The sequence below is a fragment of the Bacillus sp. BPN334 genome, assembly GCF_008368885.1.
In the GTDB taxonomy this organism is placed as follows: domain Bacteria; phylum Bacillota; class Bacilli; order Bacillales; family Bacillaceae_G; genus Bacillus_A; species Bacillus_A wiedmannii.
This window is the reverse complement of record NZ_QOZW01000027.1, coordinates 37,987-58,229: the sequence shown is the minus strand read 5'-3', so window position 1 is coordinate 58,229 and position 20,243 is coordinate 37,987. Positions and strand designations below refer to the sequence as shown.

23 protein-coding genes and 2 other annotated features are annotated in these 20,243 nt (G+C 37.2%); all 23 genes read left to right on the top strand.

Going from position 1 to position 20,243, the window contains the following annotated elements:
- Nucleotides 1-221: 221 nt before the first annotated feature.
- Nucleotides 222-683: a transcriptional regulator CtsR gene (gene ctsR, locus DN393_RS30650; protein WP_001244556.1), complete on the top strand. Its 462-nt coding sequence runs from the start codon at nt 222-224 to the stop codon at nt 681-683.
- Between the two features lie 169 nt (nt 684-852).
- The gene (locus DN393_RS30645) at nt 853-1,401 is read left to right on the top strand and encodes a protein-arginine kinase activator protein McsA (protein ID WP_000128406.1); all 549 of its coding nucleotides are present in this window, start codon (nt 853-855) and stop codon (nt 1,399-1,401) included.
- Between the two features lie 4 nt (nt 1,402-1,405).
- Nucleotides 1,406-2,470: a protein-arginine kinase McsB gene (locus tag DN393_RS30640; RefSeq protein WP_061672638.1), complete on the top strand. Its 1,065-nt coding sequence runs from the start codon at nt 1,406-1,408 to the stop codon at nt 2,468-2,470.
- A 21-nt stretch (nt 2,471-2,491) separates the two neighbouring features.
- Nucleotides 2,492-4,927: an ATP-dependent protease ATP-binding subunit ClpC gene (gene clpC, locus DN393_RS30635; RefSeq protein ID WP_000971181.1), complete on the top strand. Its 2,436-nt coding sequence runs from the start codon at nt 2,492-2,494 to the stop codon at nt 4,925-4,927.
- Between the two features lie 96 nt (nt 4,928-5,023).
- Nucleotides 5,024-6,400, top strand: a complete 1,377-nt coding sequence (gene radA / locus DN393_RS30630) for a DNA repair protein RadA (RefSeq protein WP_001085204.1) — start codon at nt 5,024-5,026, stop codon at nt 6,398-6,400.
- A gap of 3 nt (nt 6,401-6,403) precedes the next feature.
- Complete coding sequence (disA, locus tag DN393_RS30625) at nt 6,404-7,477, top strand: DNA integrity scanning diadenylate cyclase DisA (protein ID WP_000392165.1); 1,074 nt, start codon at nt 6,404-6,406, stop codon at nt 7,475-7,477.
- A gap of 160 nt (nt 7,478-7,637) precedes the next feature.
- Nucleotides 7,638-8,741, top strand: a complete 1,104-nt coding sequence (locus tag DN393_RS30620; RefSeq protein WP_000919687.1) for a PIN/TRAM domain-containing protein — start codon at nt 7,638-7,640, stop codon at nt 8,739-8,741.
- 16 nt (nt 8,742-8,757) lie between these two features.
- On the top strand, nt 8,758-9,438 hold the full coding sequence (gene ispD / locus DN393_RS30615) for a 2-C-methyl-D-erythritol 4-phosphate cytidylyltransferase (protein ID WP_064475094.1): 681 nt from the start codon (nt 8,758-8,760) through the stop codon (nt 9,436-9,438).
- A gap of 115 nt (nt 9,439-9,553) precedes the next feature.
- Complete coding sequence (gene ispF, locus DN393_RS30610) at nt 9,554-10,030, top strand: 2-C-methyl-D-erythritol 2,4-cyclodiphosphate synthase (protein WP_000488386.1); 477 nt, start codon at nt 9,554-9,556, stop codon at nt 10,028-10,030.
- 89 nt (nt 10,031-10,119) lie between these two features.
- Nucleotides 10,120-11,577: a glutamate--tRNA ligase gene (gene gltX / locus DN393_RS30605; protein WP_064475095.1), complete on the top strand. Its 1,458-nt coding sequence runs from the start codon at nt 10,120-10,122 to the stop codon at nt 11,575-11,577.
- A gap of 47 nt (nt 11,578-11,624) precedes the next feature.
- Nucleotides 11,625-11,871, top strand: a binding site (T-box leader).
- Nucleotides 11,872-12,018: 147 nt separating this feature from the next.
- On the top strand, nt 12,019-12,684 hold the full coding sequence (gene cysE / locus DN393_RS30600) for a serine O-acetyltransferase (RefSeq protein ID WP_098103321.1): 666 nt from the start codon (nt 12,019-12,021) through the stop codon (nt 12,682-12,684).
- Nucleotides 12,665-14,062, top strand: coding sequence for a cysteine--tRNA ligase (gene cysS, locus DN393_RS30595; RefSeq protein ID WP_064475097.1), 1,398 nt, complete (start codon nt 12,665-12,667; stop codon nt 14,060-14,062). Before cysE ends, cysS begins: the two co-directional genes overlap by 20 nt.
- 2 nt (nt 14,063-14,064) lie before the next feature.
- On the top strand, nt 14,065-14,472 hold the full coding sequence (locus tag DN393_RS30590) for a Mini-ribonuclease 3 (protein WP_087979119.1): 408 nt from the start codon (nt 14,065-14,067) through the stop codon (nt 14,470-14,472).
- A complete protein-coding gene (gene rlmB, locus DN393_RS30585) occupies nt 14,469-15,212 on the top strand; it encodes a 23S rRNA (guanosine(2251)-2'-O)-methyltransferase RlmB (RefSeq protein ID WP_000093757.1) in 744 nt (247 codons plus the stop codon). The genes DN393_RS30590 and rlmB overlap by 4 nt, the downstream gene beginning before the upstream one ends.
- A 3-nt stretch (nt 15,213-15,215) precedes the next feature.
- A complete protein-coding gene (locus DN393_RS30580) occupies nt 15,216-15,728 on the top strand; it encodes an NYN domain-containing protein (RefSeq protein WP_000997888.1) in 513 nt (170 codons plus the stop codon).
- 67 nt (nt 15,729-15,795) lie between these two features.
- A complete protein-coding gene (locus DN393_RS30575) occupies nt 15,796-16,455 on the top strand; it encodes an RNA polymerase factor sigma-70 (RefSeq protein WP_000387198.1) in 660 nt (219 codons plus the stop codon).
- Between the two features lie 128 nt (nt 16,456-16,583).
- On the top strand, nt 16,584-16,730 hold the full coding sequence (gene rpmG / locus DN393_RS30570; RefSeq protein ID WP_002070160.1) for a 50S ribosomal protein L33: 147 nt from the start codon (nt 16,584-16,586) through the stop codon (nt 16,728-16,730).
- A gap of 32 nt (nt 16,731-16,762) precedes the next feature.
- Nucleotides 16,763-16,942, top strand: a complete 180-nt coding sequence (gene secE, locus DN393_RS30565; protein ID WP_001241321.1) for a preprotein translocase subunit SecE — start codon at nt 16,763-16,765, stop codon at nt 16,940-16,942.
- 131 nt (nt 16,943-17,073) lie between these two features.
- The gene (gene nusG / locus DN393_RS30560; protein WP_000415794.1) at nt 17,074-17,607 is read left to right on the top strand and encodes a transcription termination/antitermination protein NusG; all 534 of its coding nucleotides are present in this window, start codon (nt 17,074-17,076) and stop codon (nt 17,605-17,607) included.
- Nucleotides 17,608-17,774: 167 nt separating this feature from the next.
- Nucleotides 17,775-18,200: a 50S ribosomal protein L11 gene (gene rplK, locus DN393_RS30555; RefSeq protein ID WP_001085872.1), complete on the top strand. Its 426-nt coding sequence runs from the start codon at nt 17,775-17,777 to the stop codon at nt 18,198-18,200.
- A gap of 176 nt (nt 18,201-18,376) precedes the next feature.
- Entirely contained in the window at nt 18,377-19,069 is a 693-nt protein-coding gene (rplA, locus tag DN393_RS30550) for a 50S ribosomal protein L1 (RefSeq protein ID WP_002096939.1), read from the top strand.
- 49 nt (nt 19,070-19,118) lie between these two features.
- Nucleotides 19,119-19,262, top strand: a sequence feature (ribosomal protein L10 leader region).
- 39 nt (nt 19,263-19,301) lie between these two features.
- Nucleotides 19,302-19,802, top strand: coding sequence for a 50S ribosomal protein L10 (gene rplJ / locus DN393_RS30545; RefSeq protein WP_000048721.1), 501 nt, complete (start codon nt 19,302-19,304; stop codon nt 19,800-19,802).
- Between the two features lie 67 nt (nt 19,803-19,869).
- Nucleotides 19,870-20,229, top strand: coding sequence for a 50S ribosomal protein L7/L12 (gene rplL / locus DN393_RS30540; protein WP_000159737.1), 360 nt, complete (start codon nt 19,870-19,872; stop codon nt 20,227-20,229).
- Nucleotides 20,230-20,243: the final 14 nt, after the last annotated feature.

The following is a 20,243-nucleotide window of genomic DNA, read 5'->3' as shown; positions in this document are numbered from 1 at the left end:
GGACGTCGCCAAGCAATTAAACACGAGTCAAATGACTCGTGTTTTTTCGTGTTTTCTTTTATAATCCATAGTAATTAAAAAATGTGTTTAAATAATTATTATTTTGATTAAATACAGGGGAATGTGGCTAGGATAGTGAATAAGCAAAAGAGTTGCAAATTTTATTAATACGTATATAATTAAAGTCAAAGATAGTCAAAGTCAATAAGGGTGGCGGATAAATGAGAAATATATCTGATATCATTGAGCAATATCTAAAGCAAGTTATTGACTTAAGTAATAATAATGTGATTGAAATCAAAAGAAATGAGATTGCGGATCGATTCGAGTGCGTACCATCTCAAATCAATTATGTAATCAATACCCGTTTTACGATAGAAAGAGGATTTGTTGTAGAAAGTAAACGTGGTGGAGGAGGTTACATTCGCATTATAAAAGTCAAACTGCATGACGATATAGACATGATCGATCAAATGCTTCATATGATTGATCATAGCGTTGCGCAAGGGAATGCAGAGAGTATGATTATACGTTTAATAGAAGAGGGCATCATAACAAATCGTGAAGCTAAACTTATGTTAAGTGTACTAGATCGTTCTGTATTATCAATGGATGTTCCTTCTCGAGATGAACTTAGGGCTCGAATATTATGCGCAATGTTAAGAACACTGAAATATAAATAAATATAGCTTTTGTAAAAGAATAATAACTAAGAGATAAGGCAGTTAAATATTGTAGAGGTTTTGAAAAAAGAACACGCACTTTTATTTAAATAAAGGAAAGTGAACAATCTAGTAATGTATGAAAAGTACTATCAGATAGATCGTTCCTATTGTAAAGGTGGGGATAGTGATGACTTGTCAAAACTGTAATATAAGACCAGCAACTTTACATTATACAAAAGTAATCAACGAACAGAAGACGGAAGTTCATCTTTGTGAGCAATGTGCAGAACAAAGTGGCTATACGTCTTTCTTTCAATCACCGCAGTCTAACTTTTCATTCCATGATTTATTTGCTGGGTTATTACACGGTGAATCAACAATGTTTGAAGAAGGACAAAATGGGCTTTCGAATACAAGTATATTAAGGTGTCCAGATTGTAAGATGACATCTGAGCAATTTACAAAGGTGGGACGCTTTGGATGTGCTTCTTGTTACGATACATTTAAGGAACATTTAAAGCCATTATTAAAACGTCTGCATGGCGGACATACAGATCATTGTGGAAAAATTCCGGAACGTATAGAAGGAAATCTTCACTTAAAGAAAGAATTAGATGAACTAAAACTCATTCTGAAACAATACGTACAGAAAGAGGAGTTTGAGAAAGCTGCTGAAGTAAGGGATAAAATTCGAGGTCTTGAAAATCAGCTTAGTGAGCATAGAGAGGGGGAATAGTTCTATGTCACTGGACAAAATTATGAATGAAGCGATTAGTCCATGGATGAAGGGGGATGGCCCTGATTCGGATATTGTTTTAAGTAGTCGAATTCGTTTGGCTCGTAATTTTAAAAAATATCAATTCTCTACTATGCAAAACGAAGAAGAAGCTAAACAGATTCATGAATTATTTAAAAAGGAATTTATAAATAAAACCGTAGAACCTTTTGGAGAGTTTGAACTATTAAAAATGAATGAATTAACGCCTCTTCAAAGGAGAGTATTAGTTGAAAAGCATTTAATTAGTCCTAACCTTGCAGGCACAGAATATGGAGCATGTCTATTATCAGAAAGCGAACATATTAGTGTTATGCTTAATGAAGAAGACCACATTAGGATACAGTGCTTATTTTCAGGGTTGCAGTTATCAGAGGCCCTTCAAAGTGCCAATCAAATAGATAATTGGATAGAGGAAGAGGTTGAGTATGCTTTTGATGAATCACTTGGATATATAACGAGCTGCCCTACTAACGTTGGTACAGGATTGAGGGCTTCCGTAATGCTTCACTTACCGGGACTCGTTTTAACGAAAAGAATTAGCCGCATTATACAAGTAATTCAAAAATTAGGGTTAGTAGTAAGAGGAATATACGGTGAAGGTAGCGAAGCGTTAGGTAATATATTTCAAGTGTCAAATCAAATGACGCTAGGAAAATCTGAAGAAGATATTATTGCAGATTTAAAGAGTGTCATTCAACAAATCATACAGCAAGAAAAAATGGCTAGAGAATTAATTGTACAAAATTCAAGTATTGAGCTTGAAGATAAAGTTTATCGCTCTTATGGCATACTAGCAAACAGTCGGTTAATTCAATCTGCAGAAGCGGCCACTTGCTTATCAGATGTACGACTTGGTATTGATTTAGGATATATAAAAGGTGTATCGAGAAATATTTTGACTGAGCTAATGGTTCTTACACAACCAGGCATTTTACAACAATATGCAGGTGGACCTTTAGGACCAGAAGAAAGAGATTATCGAAGAGCAACCTTAATCCGTGAGCGATTACGTATTGAAAAAAACTAAGCGCAAGTAGGAGGGATTTCTATGATGTTTGGAAGATTTACAGAAAGAGCACAGAAAGTATTAGCTTTATCTCAAGAGGAAGCAATTCGTATTGGGCATAATAATATTGGAACAGAACACATTTTACTTGGGCTTGTACGCGAAGGGGAAGGAATTGCAGCAAAAGCGTTAATTGCTCTTGGATTAAGTCCAGAGAAGGTTCAAAAAGAGGTAGAAGCGTTAATTGGACGCGGAACAGAAGCTTCTCAAACTGTACATTATACACCGCGTGCTAAAAAGGTTATTGAGTTGTCTATGGATGAAGCTCGTAAATTAGGTCATTCTTACGTTGGAACAGAACATATCTTACTTGGTTTAATCCGTGAAGGTGAAGGTGTAGCAGCACGTGTTTTAAATAACTTAGGTGTTAGCCTAAATAAGGCAAGACAACAAGTATTGCAACTTCTTGGAAGTAATGAAGCAAGTTCAGGTCACCAAGGTGGTTCTTCAACGAATGCCAATACACCGACACTGGATAGCTTAGCACGTGATTTAACAGTTGTTGCACGTGAAAATCGTCTAGATCCTGTTATCGGTCGTGGTAAAGAAATTCAACGTGTAATTGAAGTTTTAAGCCGTAGAACAAAAAACAATCCTGTATTAATTGGAGAACCTGGTGTAGGTAAAACGGCAATTGCAGAAGGATTAGCACAACAAATTGTAAATAATGAAGTTCCTGAAACATTAAGAGATAAGCGTGTTATGACACTAGATATGGGTACAGTTGTAGCTGGAACGAAATATCGTGGTGAATTTGAAGATCGTTTAAAGAAAGTTATGGATGAAATCCGTCAAGCTGGAAACATTATTCTATTTATTGATGAACTTCATACATTAATTGGTGCAGGTGGAGCAGAAGGTGCAATTGATGCATCAAACATTTTAAAACCATCTTTAGCACGCGGAGAGTTACAATGTATCGGGGCGACAACCTTAGATGAATATCGTAAATATATTGAAAAAGACGCGGCTTTAGAAAGACGTTTCCAACCAATTCACGTTGATGAGCCAAGTTTAGACGAATCAACTCAAATCTTGAAAGGTTTACGTGATCGTTACGAAGCGCATCACCGTGTATCTATTACAGATGATGCAATTGATGCAGCTGTAAAGCTTTCAGACCGCTATATTACAGATCGTTTCTTACCAGATAAAGCAATTGATTTAATTGATGAAGCTGCTTCAAAGGTTCGCTTACGCTCTTATACAACACCACCAAATCTAAAAGAGCTTGAAGTAAAGCTTGAGGAAATTAGAAAAGAAAAAGATGCAGCTGTGCAAAGTCAAGAATTTGAAAAAGCTGCTTCCTTACGTGATATGGAACAACGTTTACGTGAGAAGTTAGAAGATACGAAGCGTCAATGGAAAGAGCAACAAGGAAAAGAAAACTCAGAAGTGACAGTAGAAGATATTGCAAATGTCGTTTCTACGTGGACTCGTATACCTGTTTCTAAACTTGCACAAACAGAGACTGATAAATTATTAAACTTAGAATCCATTCTTCACAACCGTGTTATTGGTCAAGATGAAGCGGTAGTAGCTGTAGCAAAAGCTGTTCGTCGTGCTAGAGCAGGATTGAAAGATCCGAAACGTCCGATTGGTTCATTTATTTTCTTGGGACCAACAGGTGTAGGTAAAACGGAACTAGCAAGAGCATTAGCAGAATCTATGTTCGGTGATGAGGATGCAATGATTCGCATCGATATGTCTGAGTACATGGAGAAGCATTCGACTTCTCGTTTAGTTGGATCTCCTCCAGGATATGTTGGATATGAAGAAGGTGGACAATTAACAGAAAAGGTTCGCCGTAAGCCATATTCAGTTGTTCTATTAGATGAAGTAGAGAAAGCTCATCCTGATGTGTTTAACATTTTACTACAAGTATTAGAAGATGGTCGCTTAACGGATTCTAAAGGGCGTACAGTTGATTTCCGTAATACAATTGTTATTATGACATCTAACGTTGGTGCAGATGCGTTAAAACGTAATAAACATCTTGGATTTAACGTACAAGATGAGAGCCGCGATTATTCAGATATGAAAGGTAAAGTAATGGATGAACTGAAAAAGGCATTTCGTCCAGAATTCTTAAACCGTATTGATGAAATTATCGTGTTCCATATGCTTGAGAAAAAACATATTCAAGAGATTGTAACACTTATGGTGAATCAGTTAGTGAAGCGCTTAAAAGAGCAAGAGATTGAATTGCATTTAACAGAAGGAGCGATTTCAGCCATTGCTGATAAAGGATTTGACCGAGAATACGGTGCTCGTCCGCTTCGTAGAGCAATTCAGAAACATGTAGAAGATAGACTATCGGAAGAACTTTTAAAAGGTGCTATTGAGAAAGGACAAAAAGTTATCTTTGATGTTGAAGGGGAATCATTTGTCATTCATAGTGCTGAAAAGGTAAAATAAGTATAGACAAACTAAGAGGGCTACGAGATAGCCCTCTTTCTTGTACGAGAAGGATAAATTGTTTATAGATGAAAGTGAAGTGAAATATAAAACGATATGGCTAAAAAGAAAACAAAATTCACATGTCAAGAGTGTGGTTATCAGTCACCAAAATATATGGGGAAATGCCCTGGTTGTGGTCAATGGAATACGCTTGTTGAAGAGATGGAACCGGTTGTATCATCAAGACGCCTTAATTATGCCAATGCAATTCAATCGGAAGTAACAAAACCAAGACGTCTAACAGAAGTAGAAACAAAATCTGAGGCACGTATTGAAACGAAATTCCAAGAGTTTAACCGTGTACTTGGCGGTGGGATTGTAGATGGATCCTTAGTACTTATTGGTGGAGACCCTGGGATTGGGAAATCAACATTGTTATTACAAATTTCATCGCAATTAGCAGATTCTTCATATGATGTACTATACATATCAGGTGAGGAGTCAGCAAAGCAGATTAAACTTCGTGCAGATCGTTTGCATGTAAAGGGTAGTAATCTATTTGTTGTAGCAGAAACGGATCTACAGCGAATTGCAGCGCACATTGAAGAGATGAATCCAGCTTTTGTTGTTATTGACTCTATTCAAACGATACATTTACCTGAAGTGACGTCAGCCCCAGGAAGTGTAGCGCAAGTACGTGAATGTACAGCGGAATTAATGAAACTTGCAAAAACGAAAGGAATTCCTATTTTTATCGTCGGACATGTAACAAAAGAGGGGGCAATTGCAGGACCTCGTATGTTAGAACATATGGTCGATGCAGTTCTTTACTTTGAAGGAGATCGTCATCATACATATCGTATCTTGCGAGCTGTGAAGAATCGTTTTGGTTCCACGAATGAAATGGGTATTTTTGAAATGAAAGAGCTTGGTCTTGCGGAAGTCTTAAACCCTTCTGAAATTTTTCTTGAGGAAAGACCCGTTGGAGTCGCAGGATCAACAGTAGTTGCCTCAATGGAAGGAACAAGACCGGTTTTAGTAGAAATACAAGCATTAATCTCCCCTACTAGTTTTGGAAACCCTCGAAGAATGGCGACGGGAATTGATCATAACCGTGTATCGCTTATTATGGCAGTGCTAGAAAAAAGAACAGGTTTATTATTGCAAAACCAAGACGCATATTTAAAAGTAGCAGGTGGTTTGAAATTAGATGAACCAGCAATTGATTTAGCTGTGGCTTTAAGTATTGCTTCAAGTTTTAGAGATAAACCCACGACACCAACTGATGCAGTAATAGGAGAAGTGGGATTAACTGGAGAAATAAGAAGAGTATCAAGAATTGAACAACGTGTACAAGAAGCAGCTAAATTAGGATTTCAACGTGCCATTATTCCTAGAAAAAATTTGGGGGGATGGACAATTCCGGATGGGATTGAGGTAGTAGGTGTATCTAATTTAGGGGAAGCGCTTCGTTTGACATTAGGAGGCTAGGCTATGGAAGAAAACAAGCAACGTGTCAAAAGTATGATTAATATTTTACAGCTCGTGGCCCCAGGAACACCACTGCGCGAAGGGATAGATAATGTGCTTCGCGCACAAACAGGGGGACTAATTGTTCTTGGATATAATGAACAAATTAAAAGTATTGTTGATGGGGGATTTCACATTAATTGTGCATTCTCTCCTGCTAGTTTATACGAATTAGCAAAAATGGATGGGGCACTTATTTTAAATGAAACTGGAAGTAAAATTTTAATTGCAAATGCACAGTTAGTTCCAGAGGCATCTATTGATTCTATTGAAACAGGTATGCGCCACCGGACGGCAGAGCGTGTAGCAAAGCAGACAGGTAGTCTCGTTGTGGCTATTTCACAAAGACGTAACGTAATTACACTATATCAAGGGAATTTACGTTATACACTAAAGGATATAGGTGTTATTTTAACAAAGGCAAACCAAGCTATTCAAACGTTAGAAAAATATAAGGCTGTATGGAATGATGGTATTACGAATTTGGGCATTCTAGAATTTGAAGAAGTCGTTACAATGTCCGAAGTGGTTCATGTGTTACATAGTGTTGAAATGGTACTGCGGATTAAAAATGAAATATTGAGCTATATTCATGAGCTAGGAACAGAAGGTAGGTTAATTCGTTTACAACTTACAGAACTACTAGCTGATTTAGAGGCAGAGGCAGCGTTATTAATTAAAGATTATTATCAAGAAAAAACACAAGACCATCATCAAATTTTGAAAAAGTTACAAGATCTTGCGAATACACAACTTCTAGAGGATAGCGATTTAGTTAAATTGCTTGGCTACCCAGGACAAATGAGTTTAGAAGAAAGTGTGACGCCGAGAGGATACCGAATCACAAGCAAAATTTCGCGCGTTCCGCCACTTATCATTGAAAATTTAATTAATCGATTTAAGACCTTGCAAGGTGTTTGTCGAGCAACTATTAATGAATTGGATGATGTGGAAGGAATTGGAGAAGTCAGGGCGAAGAAAATACGAGAAGGCCTAAAAAGAATCCAAGAGCATCTCTATATGAGTAGACACAATTAAGAATATTACATTGATTCTATAATATAACGACACTAGAACATTTTTGGTATATGATATGGTATATTGGTAAATAAAACTATTTATAAAAAAACACGTCCGCTTTTGCATTCGGCGTTTTGATTAGCGAAACAATGGTTAATAATGAGTAGGAGGTGGTTGGATGTTAAAACGAATTGTACAGCTCTTCTTTCTAGTAATTGGCGGAGCGTTAGGGATTTACTTAATCCCAAAAGTTATTAATGTATTAGACATGGGTGCTGTTCCTTTATTGGAAGGATCGTATGTTCGTGCAATTATTGGTGCAATTATTTTATTTTTAACAACATTTTGGCTTGTAGATTATATTGTTCAACTTATTAAGCATATTGAAGAGGCTCTTGTAAAGGCGCCTGTAGCGGATGTTTTATTTGGTACATTAGGATTAATCTCTGGTCTTATTGTTGCATATTTAATTTTAATACCAATTCGTGAATTTACAATTCCAGTTATTAGTACAGTGTTGCAAGTGTTCTTTACTCTTTTACTTGGATATTTAGGATTCCAAGTAGGGTTTAAAAAGAGGAATGAATTGCTAGGATTATTTACATTACCACAACGTGGGAAGAAGAAAAATAATAATAGTGAGAATGAAGAAACTGAGGTAGAAGAATCTACAACTCATTGGAAAATTCTCGATACGAGTGTAATTATCGATGGGCGTATTGCTGATATTTGCCAAACAAAGTTTTTAGAAGGAACAATTGTGATTCCACAATTCGTGTTAGAAGAACTTCAGCACATTGCCGATTCTTCTGATGCTTTAAAGCGTAATCGTGGTCGCAGAGGATTAGATATTTTAAATCGTATTCAAAAAGAGATGCCGATTCCGGTAGAAATTTATGAAGGCGATTTCGATGATATTCAAGAAGTGGATAGCAAACTTGTAAAGTTGGCGAAAATCACTGGTGGAACGGTAGTAACGAATGATTTCAACTTAAACAAAGTTTCTGAATTACAAGGGGTAACGGTGTTAAATATTAACGATTTAGCTAATGCAATTAAACCTGTTGTACTCCCAGGTGAAGAACTGAGTGTTTATGTTGTCAAAGATGGAAAAGAACAAAATCAAGGTGTTGCATATTTAGATGATGGTACGATGATTGTAGTAGAAGATGGTAGAGAATATGTAGGTTCACAACTCAATGTGCTTGTTACTAGTGTGTTACAAACATCGGCTGGGCGCATGATTTTCGCCAAACGTAAATTATTAGAAAAAGCATTATAAGTAGAGGATTATTAATATGTATACATTAATTATTCCAGCAGCTGGTCAAGGTAAGCGGATGGGTGCTGGTAAAAACAAGTTGTTCTTACTTATTAATGAAGTACCGATTATTGTGCATACGTTACGTGCTTTTGAAAAAGATAAAGCATGCAAAAGTATTATTATGGCAATTAACGAAGAAGAACGTCCGTATTTTGAAGAATTAATGCAGAAGTATCCAATTGAAAAGCCAGTACAATTTATTCAGGGCGGAGCCGAAAGACAAGATAGTGTATATAACGCTATTCAGCATACTAGTGATGTTGAGTATGTTCTTGTACATGACGGCGCGCGTCCATTTGTAACGAATAAAGTGATTCAAGATGTATTAACTGCAGCGGAAAAATATGGAGCGTCCATTTGTGCGGTACCAGTGAAAGATACAGTTAAGAAAGTAGAGCTGGGTATCGTTGTCGAAACGGTAGAAAGATCTCAGCTTAAAGCTGTACAAACACCACAAGGGTTCGCTGTTTCTCTTTTGTTAGAAGCTCATAGAAGTGCAAAACAGGGTTGTTTCCTTGGTACAGATGATGCAAGCCTCGTAGAACGTATCGGGAAGCAAGTAGGTGTAGTAGAGGGGAGTTACTATAATATTAAAGTGACGACTCCAGAGGATTTAGTAATTGCTGAAAGTTTCCTTCATGTTCAAAAGAAATGACAGTGATGATTATAGCGAAAAAAAGCTCGGCAACAGCCGGGCTTTTCTTTATAAGGATAGCGATATAATATAGAATCATAAAGCTCTGTAGTTTAGCTTGAGGAGGATGTAAAAAATGTTTCGAATTGGACAAGGTTTTGATGTGCATGAGTTTGCGGAAGGTAGACCGTTAATTATTGGTGGAATTACAATTCCTCATGAGAAAGGATTAATTGGTCATTCAGATGCAGACGTATTGTTACATACGATTGCGGATGCATGTTTAGGTGCGATTGCAGCTGGAGATATTGGAAAGCATTTCCCTGATACAGATCCTGCCTTTAAAGATGCTGATTCAGCTGTATTGCTGCAAAAGGTTTGGGAATTTGTACGTGAACAAGGTTACGAGTTAGGGAATCTAGATTGTACAATTATTGCTCAAAAGCCAAAGATGGCACCACATATTGAAAGTATGCGTAAACGTATTAGTGAACTATTAGAAACGTCTATTGACAATATCAATGTAAAGGCAACAACAACAGAAAAATTAGGATTTACAGGTAGAGAAGAAGGAATTGCTTCTCAAGCAGTTGTTTTATTACAGAAAAAATAATGGTTTTTAATTCGTAAGATGGATAATCACATTTTTTTGGTGTACAATTATAGAATGTGTTGACATTAAGAATGGAAGGTGTACCAATTATGGAAAAGCAAGTGAGAGTGCGCTATGCGCCAAGTCCAACAGGACACTTACATATCGGAAATGCGCGTACGGCATTATTTAATTATTTATTTGCTCGTCATCAAGATGGTAAGTTTATTATTCGTATTGAAGATACTGATGTGAAACGTAATGTTGCTGGTGGAGAAGAAAGCCAATTAAAATACTTGAAATGGCTCGGTATGGACTGGGATGAAGGTGTTGATGTTGGTGGTGAATTTGGACCATATCGTCAAACAGAGCGTTTAGATATTTATAAAAAATTATATGAAGATTTACTAGAGCGTGGTTTAGCTTACAAATGTTATATGACAGAAGAAGAGCTAGAAGCAGAACGTGAAGGACAAATCTCTCGTGGTGAAACACCTCGTTATGCAGGTAACCACCGTGATTTAACTGAAGTACAAGTGAAAGAATTTGAAGCTGAGGGACGTATTCCAAGTATTCGTTTCCGTGTACCAGTTGATCGCGACTACACGTTTAAAGATATCGTAAAAGATGAGGTTGCATTCCATTCAAATGATTTCGGTGATTTCGTTATCGTGAAAAAAGATGGAATACCAACTTATAACTTTGCGGTAGCAGTAGATGATCACTTAATGGAGATTACACATGTACTTCGTGGTGATGATCATATTTCAAATACGCCAAAACAAATGATGATTTACGAAGCTTTCGGTTGGGATATTCCGCAATTTGGTCATATGACTTTAATTGTAAACGAAAGCCGTAAAAAATTAAGTAAGCGTGATGAATCTATTATTCAATTTATTGAGCAATATAAAGAGCTTGGATATCTTCCAGAAGCAATCTTTAACTTTATTGCACTACTAGGTTGGTCGCCAGTAGGAGAAGAAGAAATCTTCTCTCAAGAAGAGTTTATCAAAATGTTCGATGCAGCTCGTTTATCAAAATCACCTGCATTATTTGATTCTCAAAAATTAAAATGGATGAACAACCAATATATGAAAAAGCAAGATTTAGATACGGTGGTAGAATTAAGCTTACCGCATCTAGTGAAAGCTGGACGTATAGGTGAAACTTTAAGTGAACAAGAGCAAGCTTGGATTCGTGATGTAATTGCGTTATATCATGAACAAATGAGTTTTGGAGCTGAAATTGTAGAGCTTTCTGAAATGTTCTTCAAAGATCATGTTGATCATGAAGAAGAAGGACAAGAAGTATTAAAAGGTGAACAAGTACCAGAAGTACTTCGTGCATTTGCGGGTCAAGTAGAAGCGCTAGAAGCGATGGAACCAGCAGCAATTAAGGCGGCTATTAAAGCGGTGCAAAAGGAAACAGGTCATAAAGGTAAAAACTTATTTATGCCAATCCGTGTTGCAACTACTGGTCAAACACATGGTCCAGAGCTTCCTAATGCTATTGCACTTCTTGGAAAAGAAAAAGTTTTAAATCGTCTTCAAAAAGTAATTGGTTAACATTTTCTAGGTTTAGAAATATAATAAGTATACTTAAAACCTAATAAGGAAAAGCGACGAGAAGGAGAAGTAGAAAATCAGGCTTTTTACAGAGAGAACCACCTTTAGGCTGGAAGTGGTTTATAAGCGGATTTTTGAAATGCCCCTTCGAGTCTTCTGCTGAACAGCGAATTGTTTTGCGAAACGTTTTAGGGCGTAAAGTAAGCAGAAGCGGTGTACACCGTTATCAGAGATGAGTTTGAGGCTTTTTTTAGCCTAAACAGAGTGGAACCGCGCTTAAAAGGCGTCTCTGTCAATATGACAGAGGCGTCTTTTTTTATACCGTAAAAGTGGATATGAGTATAAGTTTTATCCCTGTGTATAAAGATTTAGGGGGATAAGTAGGGAGTAAAGGGAGTTAGTTCACTCGAAAAAGCAGCCCATAAAGGGGAGGGAACATCGATGTTTAAGAGGCTTCGGGAAGATATTGAAGTCATTTTTGAACAGGATCCAGCGGCAAGAAGTTATTTCGAAGTCATTTTGACTTACTCTGGATTACATGCAGTTTGGGCCCATCGAATTGCACATGCTTTTTATAAAAAGAATTTCTTCTTTATTGCACGTTGGATCTCGCAAGTTAGTCGTTTCTTTACTGGTATTGAGATTCATCCAGGAGCAACAATTGGTCGTCGTTTTTTCATAGACCATGGAATGGGGGTTGTAATTGGAGAAACGTGCGAAATTGGTGATAATGTAACGATCTATCAAGGTGTTACATTAGGTGGTACGGGTAAAGAAAAGGGGAAGAGGCACCCTACAATTCAGGATAATGTATTAATTGCAACAGGTGCTAAAGTACTAGGTTCTATTACAGTCGGAGAGAATTCTAAAATTGGAGCAGGGTCTGTCGTATTAAAAGAAGTGCCCGCACATTCTACAGTTGTAGGTATACCTGGCCGAGTCGTTGTTCAAAATGGAGTAAAGATCGGTCAAGAATTAAATCATTCTGACCTTCCAGACCCAATTTTTGATAAGTTAAAGATTATGGAAGTAGAACTTGATAAATTGAAAAAACAACTTGAAGTAAAGGGAGAAAGGAAGGATAAAAATGACTATTCACATTTATAATACGTTAACGCGTCAAAAAGAAGAGTTTACTCCATTAGAAGAAAATAAGGTAAAGATGTATGTGTGTGGACCTACAGTTTATAACTATATTCACATTGGGAATGCAAGACCACCTATGGTATTTGATACGGTACGCCGTTATTTAGAATATAAAGGGTATGATGTGCAGTATGTATCTAACTTTACTGACGTAGATGATAAATTAATTAAAGCAGCAAATGAATTAGGTGAAGATGTGCCGACAATTGCTGACCGTTTCGTTGAAGCGTATTTTGAAGATGTAACGGCACTAGGTTGCAAACATGCAACAGTTCATCCCCGTGTAACGGAAAATATGGATATCATTATTGAATTTATTCAAGAACTTGTGAATAAAGGATATGCATATGAATCAGAAGGTGATGTGTACTTTAGAACGAAGGAATTTGAAGGATACGGTAAATTATCGCATCAACCAATCGCCGACTTACGTCACGGTGCACGCATTGAAGTAGGAGAAAAGAAACAAGACCCTCTTGATTTTGCTTTATGGAAAGCTGCGAAAGAAGGAGAAATCTTCTGGGAAAGCCCTTGGGGTAAAGGTCGTCCAGGCTGGCATATTGAATGCTCGGCAATGGCGCGTAAATACTTAGGAGATACAATCGATATTCATGCTGGTGGTCAAGACTTGGCATTTCCTCATCATGAGAATGAAATTGCGCAGTCTGAGGCATTAACAGGAAAAACATTTGCACGTTATTGGATGCACAATGGATATATTAATATTAATAATGAGAAGATGTCTAAGTCACTGGGGAACTTCATTTTAGTTCACGATATCATTAAGCAATATGATCCACAGCTAATTAGATTCTTTATGCTATCGGTACATTACCGTCACCCAATTAATTTCAGTGAAGATTTACTACAAAGTACAAATAACGGACTGGAAAGAATTAAAACGGCTTACGGTAATTTAAAACACCGTATGGAAAGTAGTACTGATTTAACAGATCATAATGAGAAATGGTTAGCGGAACTGGAAAAATTCCAGACTGCATTTGAAGAAGCAATGAATGATGACTTCAACACTGCTAATGCAATCACTGAGTTATATAATTTAGCAAATCATGCAAATCAATATTTACTGGAAGAACATACGTCTACAGTTGTAATTGAAGCATACGTAAAACAACTTGAAACATTATTTGATATTTTAGGGTTAGAATTAGCGCAAGAAGAGTTGCTTGATGAAGAAATTGAGGTACTTATTCAAAAGCGCATTGAAGCTCGTAAAAATCGTGATTTTGCATTATCGGATCAAATTCGCGATGATTTAAAAGACCGTAATATTATTTTAGAAGATACCGCTCAAGGTACAAGATGGAAAAGAGGATAAGAATGATTGATGCAAAGCAATTAAACAGCTTAGCGTTAGCATATATGGGTGATGCGGTATATGAACAATATATCCGCTATCACCTACTTCAAAAAGGGAAAGTTCGTCCTAATCAATTGCATCGATTAGGGACAAGCTTTGTTTCGGCAAAAGCACAGGCGAAAGTTGTTTATCATTTATTAGAGACGGCATTTTTAACAGAGGAAGAAGAGGCGGTACTAAGAAGAGGGCGTAATGCAAATTCAGGTACTGTTCCGAAGAATACTGATGTACAAACATATCGATATAGTACAGCCTTTGAAGCGCTAATTGGCTATCATCACTTATTAAATAATCGTGAAAGATTAGACGAAATTGTATATAAGGCAATTGATGTTTTAGAAGAAAAGGAAGGGGGCACATCATCATGAGTAGTGAATATATTATCGGACGTAACCCTGTAATTGAAGCGTTACGATCAGGAAGAGATATTAATAAAATTTGGATCGCGGAAGGTGCTGCCAAAGGACAAATACAAATTGTACTAGCACTAGCGAAAGAAAATAAGATTATTTTACAACATGCACCAAAGAAGAAGTTAGATCAATTAGTTGAGGGGAACCATCAAGGTGTAATTGCTCAAGTGGCTGCATATCAATACGCTGAGCTAGAAGATCTATTTAAAGTAGCAGAGAAGCGTAACGAAGATCCGTTCTTCTTAATTTTAGATGAAATTGAAGACCCGCATAACCTAGGTTCTATTATGCGTACTGCGGATGCAACGGGAGCTCATGGAATTATTATTCCGAAAAGAAGAGCTGTGGGACTTACTGCATCAGTTGCGAAAGCATCGACTGGAGCGATTGAATATATTCCTGTTGCACGTGTAACGAATTTATCTCGTACAATCGATGAATTAAAAGAACGTGGACTTTGGATTGCTGGTACAGATGCAAAAGGGAAAACGGATTACCGCAATTTAGATGGTAAAATGCCAATTGGATTAGTAATTGGAAGTGAAGGAAAAGGTATGAGTCGTATTATTGGTGAAAAATGTGATTTCCTAATTACTTTACCGATGGTCGGTAAAGTTACATCCTTAAATGCTTCAGTAGCCGCAAGTTTGTTAATGTATGAGGTATATCGTAAGCGTCACGAAATTGGTAAATAAAAAATGAACGATATTTTAATCGTTGACGGTTACAACATTATCGGAGCTTGGGGAGACTTGAAGAAACTACGGGATGTAGATTTGCAATCATCAAGGGATGCACTGATTGATAAGATGGCGGATTACCAAGGTTACACAGGTACAAAGGTAATGATAGTTTTTGATGCTTATACGGTCCAAGGTATTGAAAAAAAGATGAAACAATCGCGTGTGGAAGTCATATTCACGAGAAAGAATCAAACTGCAGATGAAAAGATAGAGCAACTAGCGATTGAGCTTAGAAATATAAATACGCAAATATATGTTGCGACTTCTGATTATACGGAACAATGGGTTATATTTGCGCAAGGTGCTCTTCGGAAATCTGCACGTGAATTAGAGTTGGAAGTACAAGCGATGGAGCAACAAGTAAGAAGGCGTACACAAGACACAAAAGAAAAGCAACCCGCCATGCGAAAGATATTTAGTAAAGATATTACAGAAAAATTAGAAAAATTAAGAAGAGGAGAGCGTTGAAGCATTGACGCTCTTTATCTTTTTACTGTATAATATTGCTAAATAAATAGCGGTCGGAGGGATCAAGGTGGAAGCAGGCTTCGTAAGTGTAGGCGACGTTACATTTCGTGATTTAGAGGATGAGGCAATCGTTGAGTTAGTTCGAAAAGGTAATACTGACGCTCTAGAATATTTGATTCACAAATATAAGAACTTTGTTCGCGCGAAATCAAGATCTTATTTCTTAGTGGGTGCCGATCGAGAAGATATTGTTCAAGAAGGTATGATTGGATTGTTTAAAGCGATTCGTGATTATAAAGAGGACAAGCTGTCTTCATTCAAAGCATTTGCTGAACTGTGTATCACTCGGCAAATTATTACCGCTATTAAAACAGCAACAAGGCAAAAACATATTCCGTTAAATTCGTATGTGTCTCTAGATAAACCGATTTATGATGAGGAATCTGATCGGACATTATTAGATGTTATTTCGGAAGCGAAGGTAACGGATCCTGAAGAAATGATTATAAGCCAGGAAGAATATACAGACATAGAATCTAAAATATCTGAATTATTAAGCGATTTGGAAAGAAAAGTGCTTTCTTTATATCTAGATGGTCGTTCTTATCAAGAGATTTCGGAACAGTTAAATCGACATGTGAAATCTATTGATAACGCTTTACAGAGGGTGAAGCGGAAATTGGAACGATATATGGAAATGAGAGAGAGTACCACTTTAAATTCATAACAAATGCTACAGGTGTAAAAAATCACCTGTTTTCTTTTTGTAGAGAGTACAAAAGGCATGTCATTGACATTGTCTTTTGTTGTATGATACATTTTTAGGGACATAATGTTACAAGGTTGGTGTAACTAATGAGGAAAAAAGTTGTACTCTCATGTGAAGAGTGTAAAAATCGAAACTACTCTACGATGAAAGATACGAGCTCAGTAGAGCGACTTGAAATAAAGAAGTTTTGTAAAACATGCAATCAGCATACAGTTCACAAGGAAACAAAATAAATAATTGAAATAATACACTGGAGGTCCCGTAGATGCGTTTAACGAACTTTTTCGGCGATGTAGGTCGCGAAATGAAAAAAGTAAGTTGGCCTAAAAAAGATGAATTACTCCGTTCAACAGCGACTGTTATCGCTACAGTTGTCTTCTTTGCGATTTTCTTCGCAGTGGTTGATATGGGCATTTCTTCTTTAATTCGGTTAATTCTTGGTTAATTCTTGAATAAGAAGCACTTATCCATGATATAATGTTATTTATAAGAACTGTGTAAAAGCCCGGTGAACGGGTTTTTTCATTTGCGCAAAAAAATGTACGTCAGGGAGGGAAGGACGCTCGTCCTAAATGAATGGAAAAAAGTTGGTATGTTGTCCATACTTATTCTGGATATGAAAATAAAGTAAAAGCAAACCTAGAGAAGCGTGTAGAATCAATGGGTATGCAAGATAAAATTTTCCGTGTTGTTGTCCCGGAAGAAGTAGAAGTAGAAATGAAAAACGGCAAAGAAAAATTAATGAAAAGAAAAGTGTTCCCAGGTTATGTATTAGTAGAATTAATCATGACTGATGACTCTTGGTATGTTGTACGTAACACGCCAGGTGTAACTGGGTTCGTTGGTTCTTCTGGTTCTGGATCTAAACCATCACCTCTATTAGAAGAGGAAGTTGTTACCATTATGAAGCATATGGGAATGGATAACGAAGTGGTTGATTTCGACTTTGAACTTCATGAGACAGTGCGTGTAAATGAGGGGCCATTCGCAGATTATACAGGTGCTATTGAAGAAATTGATGTGGAGAAGAAAAAGGTTAGCGTGCTTGTGGACATGTTTGGTCGCGAGACTCCAGTTGAGCTTGACTTCCATCAAATTGAAAAATTATAAAATGAAACTTGAAATGAATTGTAAAAAGTGATAATATCTTTTAAGTCAGTACGTCTTCGTTACCGGAGACGTTTTTTGAAAGATTTTATCCTTACAGATAAAATATGACGTGGGAGGGCAAATCACTGTCCAATTGACCACATCACGGACTTAAGGAGGTGTGTCTCGTGGCTAAAAAGGTAATTAAAATGGTAAAGCTTCAAATTCCTGCAGGTAAAGCTAACCCAGCTCCACCAGTTGGTCCAGCATTAGGACAAGCAGGTGTTAACATCATGGGCTTCTGTAAAGAGTTTAACGCTCGTACAGCTGATCAAGCTGGTCTTATCATCCCTGTTGAAATTACGGTATTTGAGGACCGTTCATTCACTTTTATTACTAAAACTCCTCCTGCTGCTGTTCTTCTTAAGAAAGTAGCTGGTATTGAGTCTGGTTCTGGTGAACCAAACCGTAATAAAGTGGCAACTGTTAAGCGTGATAAAGTACGCGAAATCGCTGAAACTAAAATGCCTGACCTAAACGCTGCTAGTGTAGAAGCTGCAATGCGTATGGTTGAAGGTACTGCACGCAGTATGGGCATCGTTATCGAAGACTAATTCGATTTGTTTTTAAAAAAGGTTGCGGGTCTGGAATTCCAATTCGCAACCTTTATTATCGTAAATGATTATCGTTTTTAAATAAATGGATGGCGCGCATCCTCAGGTTATACCTGAAAATAAGCGTAAACGTGGGAGGTTATTCCGCTAAAACCACATTCGAGGAGGAAATAAAAATGGCTAAAAGAGGTAAAAAGTACGTAGAAGCTGCAAAGCTTGTTGATCGTGCAACTGCTTACTCTGCAACAGAAGCAGTAGAATTAGTAAAGAAAACAAACACAGCTAAATTTGATGCGACTGTAGAAGTTGCATTCCGTTTAGGTGTTGACCCTAAGAAAGCTGACCAACAAATCCGTGGTGCAGTTGTTCTTCCACACGGTACTGGTAAAGTACAACGTGTATTAGTATTCGCTAAAGGTGAAAAGGCTAAAGAAGCTGAAGCTGCTGGAGCTGACTTCGTAGGCGATGCTGATTACATCGGTAAAATCCAACAAGGTTGGTTCGATTTCGATGTAGTAGTAGCAACTCCTGACATGATGGGTGAAGTTGGTAAACTTGGTCGCGTATTAGGACCTAAAGGTTTAATGCCAAACCCTAAAACTGGAACAGTTACTTTCGATGTAACTAAAGCTGTTAACGAAATCAAAGCTGGTAAAGTTGAATACCGCGTTGATAAAGCTGGTAACATCCACGTTCCAATCGGTAAAGTATCTTTCGAAGATGCTAAATTAGTAGAAAACTTCGGAACAATTGCTGACACTTTACAAAAAGTTAAGCCAGCTGCTGCAAAAGGTACTTACATGAAGAACGTAACAGTTGCTTCTACAATGGGACCTGGCGTACGTGTAGACGTTTCTACATTAGCGTAAATTTTGGAAGTTGACTTCATAAAGAAGTTTTTATATAATCATTTATGTTGTGAATTTAATTAGTGTACCGTAGACAGTAGGTGTCAATAGACTTAATTTCCTACCTAGGTGTTAATATACGAAACGGAAATTTTTTCTGTGACTATATGCCTCCATGTCTACAAGTTGGGCATGGAGGTTTTTAGTGCACTTTCGGTACATCTTCTATATAATCTACAGGAGGTGTAATAACATGAGCAAAGTAATCGAAACTAAACAACAAGTTGTAACTGAAATCGCGGACAAACTTCGCGAAAGTAAATCTACAATCGTTGTTGACTACCGTGGTTTAACAGTTTCTGAAGTAACAGAATTACGTAAAAACTTACGTGAAGCTGGCGTTGAGTTCAAAGTTTACAAAAACTCTTTAACTCGTCGTGCTGCAGAATCTGCTGAAATGGCTGAGTTAAACGAATTCTTAACAGGACCAAACGCAATCGCGTTCAGTAACGAGGATGTAGTTGCTCCTGCGAAAGTATTAAACGACTTCGCTACAAAACATGAAGCTTTAGAAATTAAAGCTGGTGTAATCGAAGGTAAACTTGTAACACTTGATGAGGTTAAAGCTATCGCTACTCTTCCATCACGTGAAGGCTTACTTTCTATGCTTCTTAGCGTTCTTCAAGCTCCAATCCGTAACCTTGCACTTGCTACTAAAGCAGTTGCAGAACAAAAGGAAGAGCAAGGCGCTTAATTTTTTAAAAGATAATTACTTGTTATCTATAAAACAATACAAACCTATTTAAGGGAGGATATTTACAATGACTAAAGAACAAATCATTGAAGCAGTTAAATCTATGACTGTATTAGAACTTAACGACTTAGTAAAAGCTATCGAGGAAGAATTCGGCGTAACTGCTGCTGCTCCTGTAGCTGTAGCTGGTGGCGCTGGTGAAGCTGCTGCTGAGAAAACTGAATTTGACGTAGTACTTGCAAGTGCTGGCGCTCAAAAAATCAAAGTTATCAAAGCTGTACGTGAAATCACTGGTCTTGGCTTAAAAGAAGCTAAAGAATTAGTTGACAACACTCCAAAAGCAATCAAAGAAGGCGTTTCTAAAGAGGAAGCTGAAGAAATGAAAGCTAAACTTGAAGAAGTTGGCGCTGCTGTAGAAGTTAAGTAATTAACTTTTGATGC

Excerpts from the sequence above, each read along its gene's own strand:
- ctsR (WP_001244556.1), top strand. The coding sequence starts at position 222 with ATGAGAAATATATCTGATATCATTGAGCAATATCTAAAGCAAGTTATT.
- DN393_RS30645 (WP_000128406.1), top strand. The coding sequence starts at position 853 with ATGACTTGTCAAAACTGTAATATAAGACCAGCAACTTTACATTATACA.
- DN393_RS30640 (WP_061672638.1), top strand. The coding sequence starts at position 1,406 with ATGTCACTGGACAAAATTATGAATGAAGCGATTAGTCCATGGATGAAG.
- clpC (WP_000971181.1), top strand. The coding sequence starts at position 2,492 with ATGATGTTTGGAAGATTTACAGAAAGAGCACAGAAAGTATTAGCTTTA.
- radA (WP_001085204.1), top strand. The coding sequence starts at position 5,024 with ATGGCTAAAAAGAAAACAAAATTCACATGTCAAGAGTGTGGTTATCAG.
- disA (WP_000392165.1), top strand. The coding sequence starts at position 6,404 with ATGGAAGAAAACAAGCAACGTGTCAAAAGTATGATTAATATTTTACAG.
- DN393_RS30620 (WP_000919687.1), top strand. The coding sequence starts at position 7,638 with ATGTTAAAACGAATTGTACAGCTCTTCTTTCTAGTAATTGGCGGAGCG.
- ispD (WP_064475094.1), top strand. The coding sequence starts at position 8,758 with ATGTATACATTAATTATTCCAGCAGCTGGTCAAGGTAAGCGGATGGGT.
- ispF (WP_000488386.1), top strand. The coding sequence starts at position 9,554 with ATGTTTCGAATTGGACAAGGTTTTGATGTGCATGAGTTTGCGGAAGGT.
- gltX (WP_064475095.1), top strand. The coding sequence starts at position 10,120 with ATGGAAAAGCAAGTGAGAGTGCGCTATGCGCCAAGTCCAACAGGACAC.
- cysE (WP_098103321.1), top strand. The coding sequence starts at position 12,019 with ATGTTTAAGAGGCTTCGGGAAGATATTGAAGTCATTTTTGAACAGGAT.
- cysS (WP_064475097.1), top strand. The coding sequence starts at position 12,665 with ATGACTATTCACATTTATAATACGTTAACGCGTCAAAAAGAAGAGTTT.
- DN393_RS30590 (WP_087979119.1), top strand. The coding sequence starts at position 14,065 with ATGATTGATGCAAAGCAATTAAACAGCTTAGCGTTAGCATATATGGGT.
- rlmB (WP_000093757.1), top strand. The coding sequence starts at position 14,469 with ATGAGTAGTGAATATATTATCGGACGTAACCCTGTAATTGAAGCGTTA.
- DN393_RS30580 (WP_000997888.1), top strand. The coding sequence starts at position 15,216 with ATGAACGATATTTTAATCGTTGACGGTTACAACATTATCGGAGCTTGG.
- rpmG (WP_002070160.1), top strand. The coding sequence starts at position 16,584 with ATGAGGAAAAAAGTTGTACTCTCATGTGAAGAGTGTAAAAATCGAAAC.
- secE (WP_001241321.1), top strand. The coding sequence starts at position 16,763 with ATGCGTTTAACGAACTTTTTCGGCGATGTAGGTCGCGAAATGAAAAAA.
- nusG (WP_000415794.1), top strand. The coding sequence starts at position 17,074 with ATGGAAAAAAGTTGGTATGTTGTCCATACTTATTCTGGATATGAAAAT.
- rplA (WP_002096939.1), top strand. The coding sequence starts at position 18,377 with ATGGCTAAAAGAGGTAAAAAGTACGTAGAAGCTGCAAAGCTTGTTGAT.
- rplJ (WP_000048721.1), top strand. The coding sequence starts at position 19,302 with ATGAGCAAAGTAATCGAAACTAAACAACAAGTTGTAACTGAAATCGCG.
- rplL (WP_000159737.1), top strand. The coding sequence starts at position 19,870 with ATGACTAAAGAACAAATCATTGAAGCAGTTAAATCTATGACTGTATTA.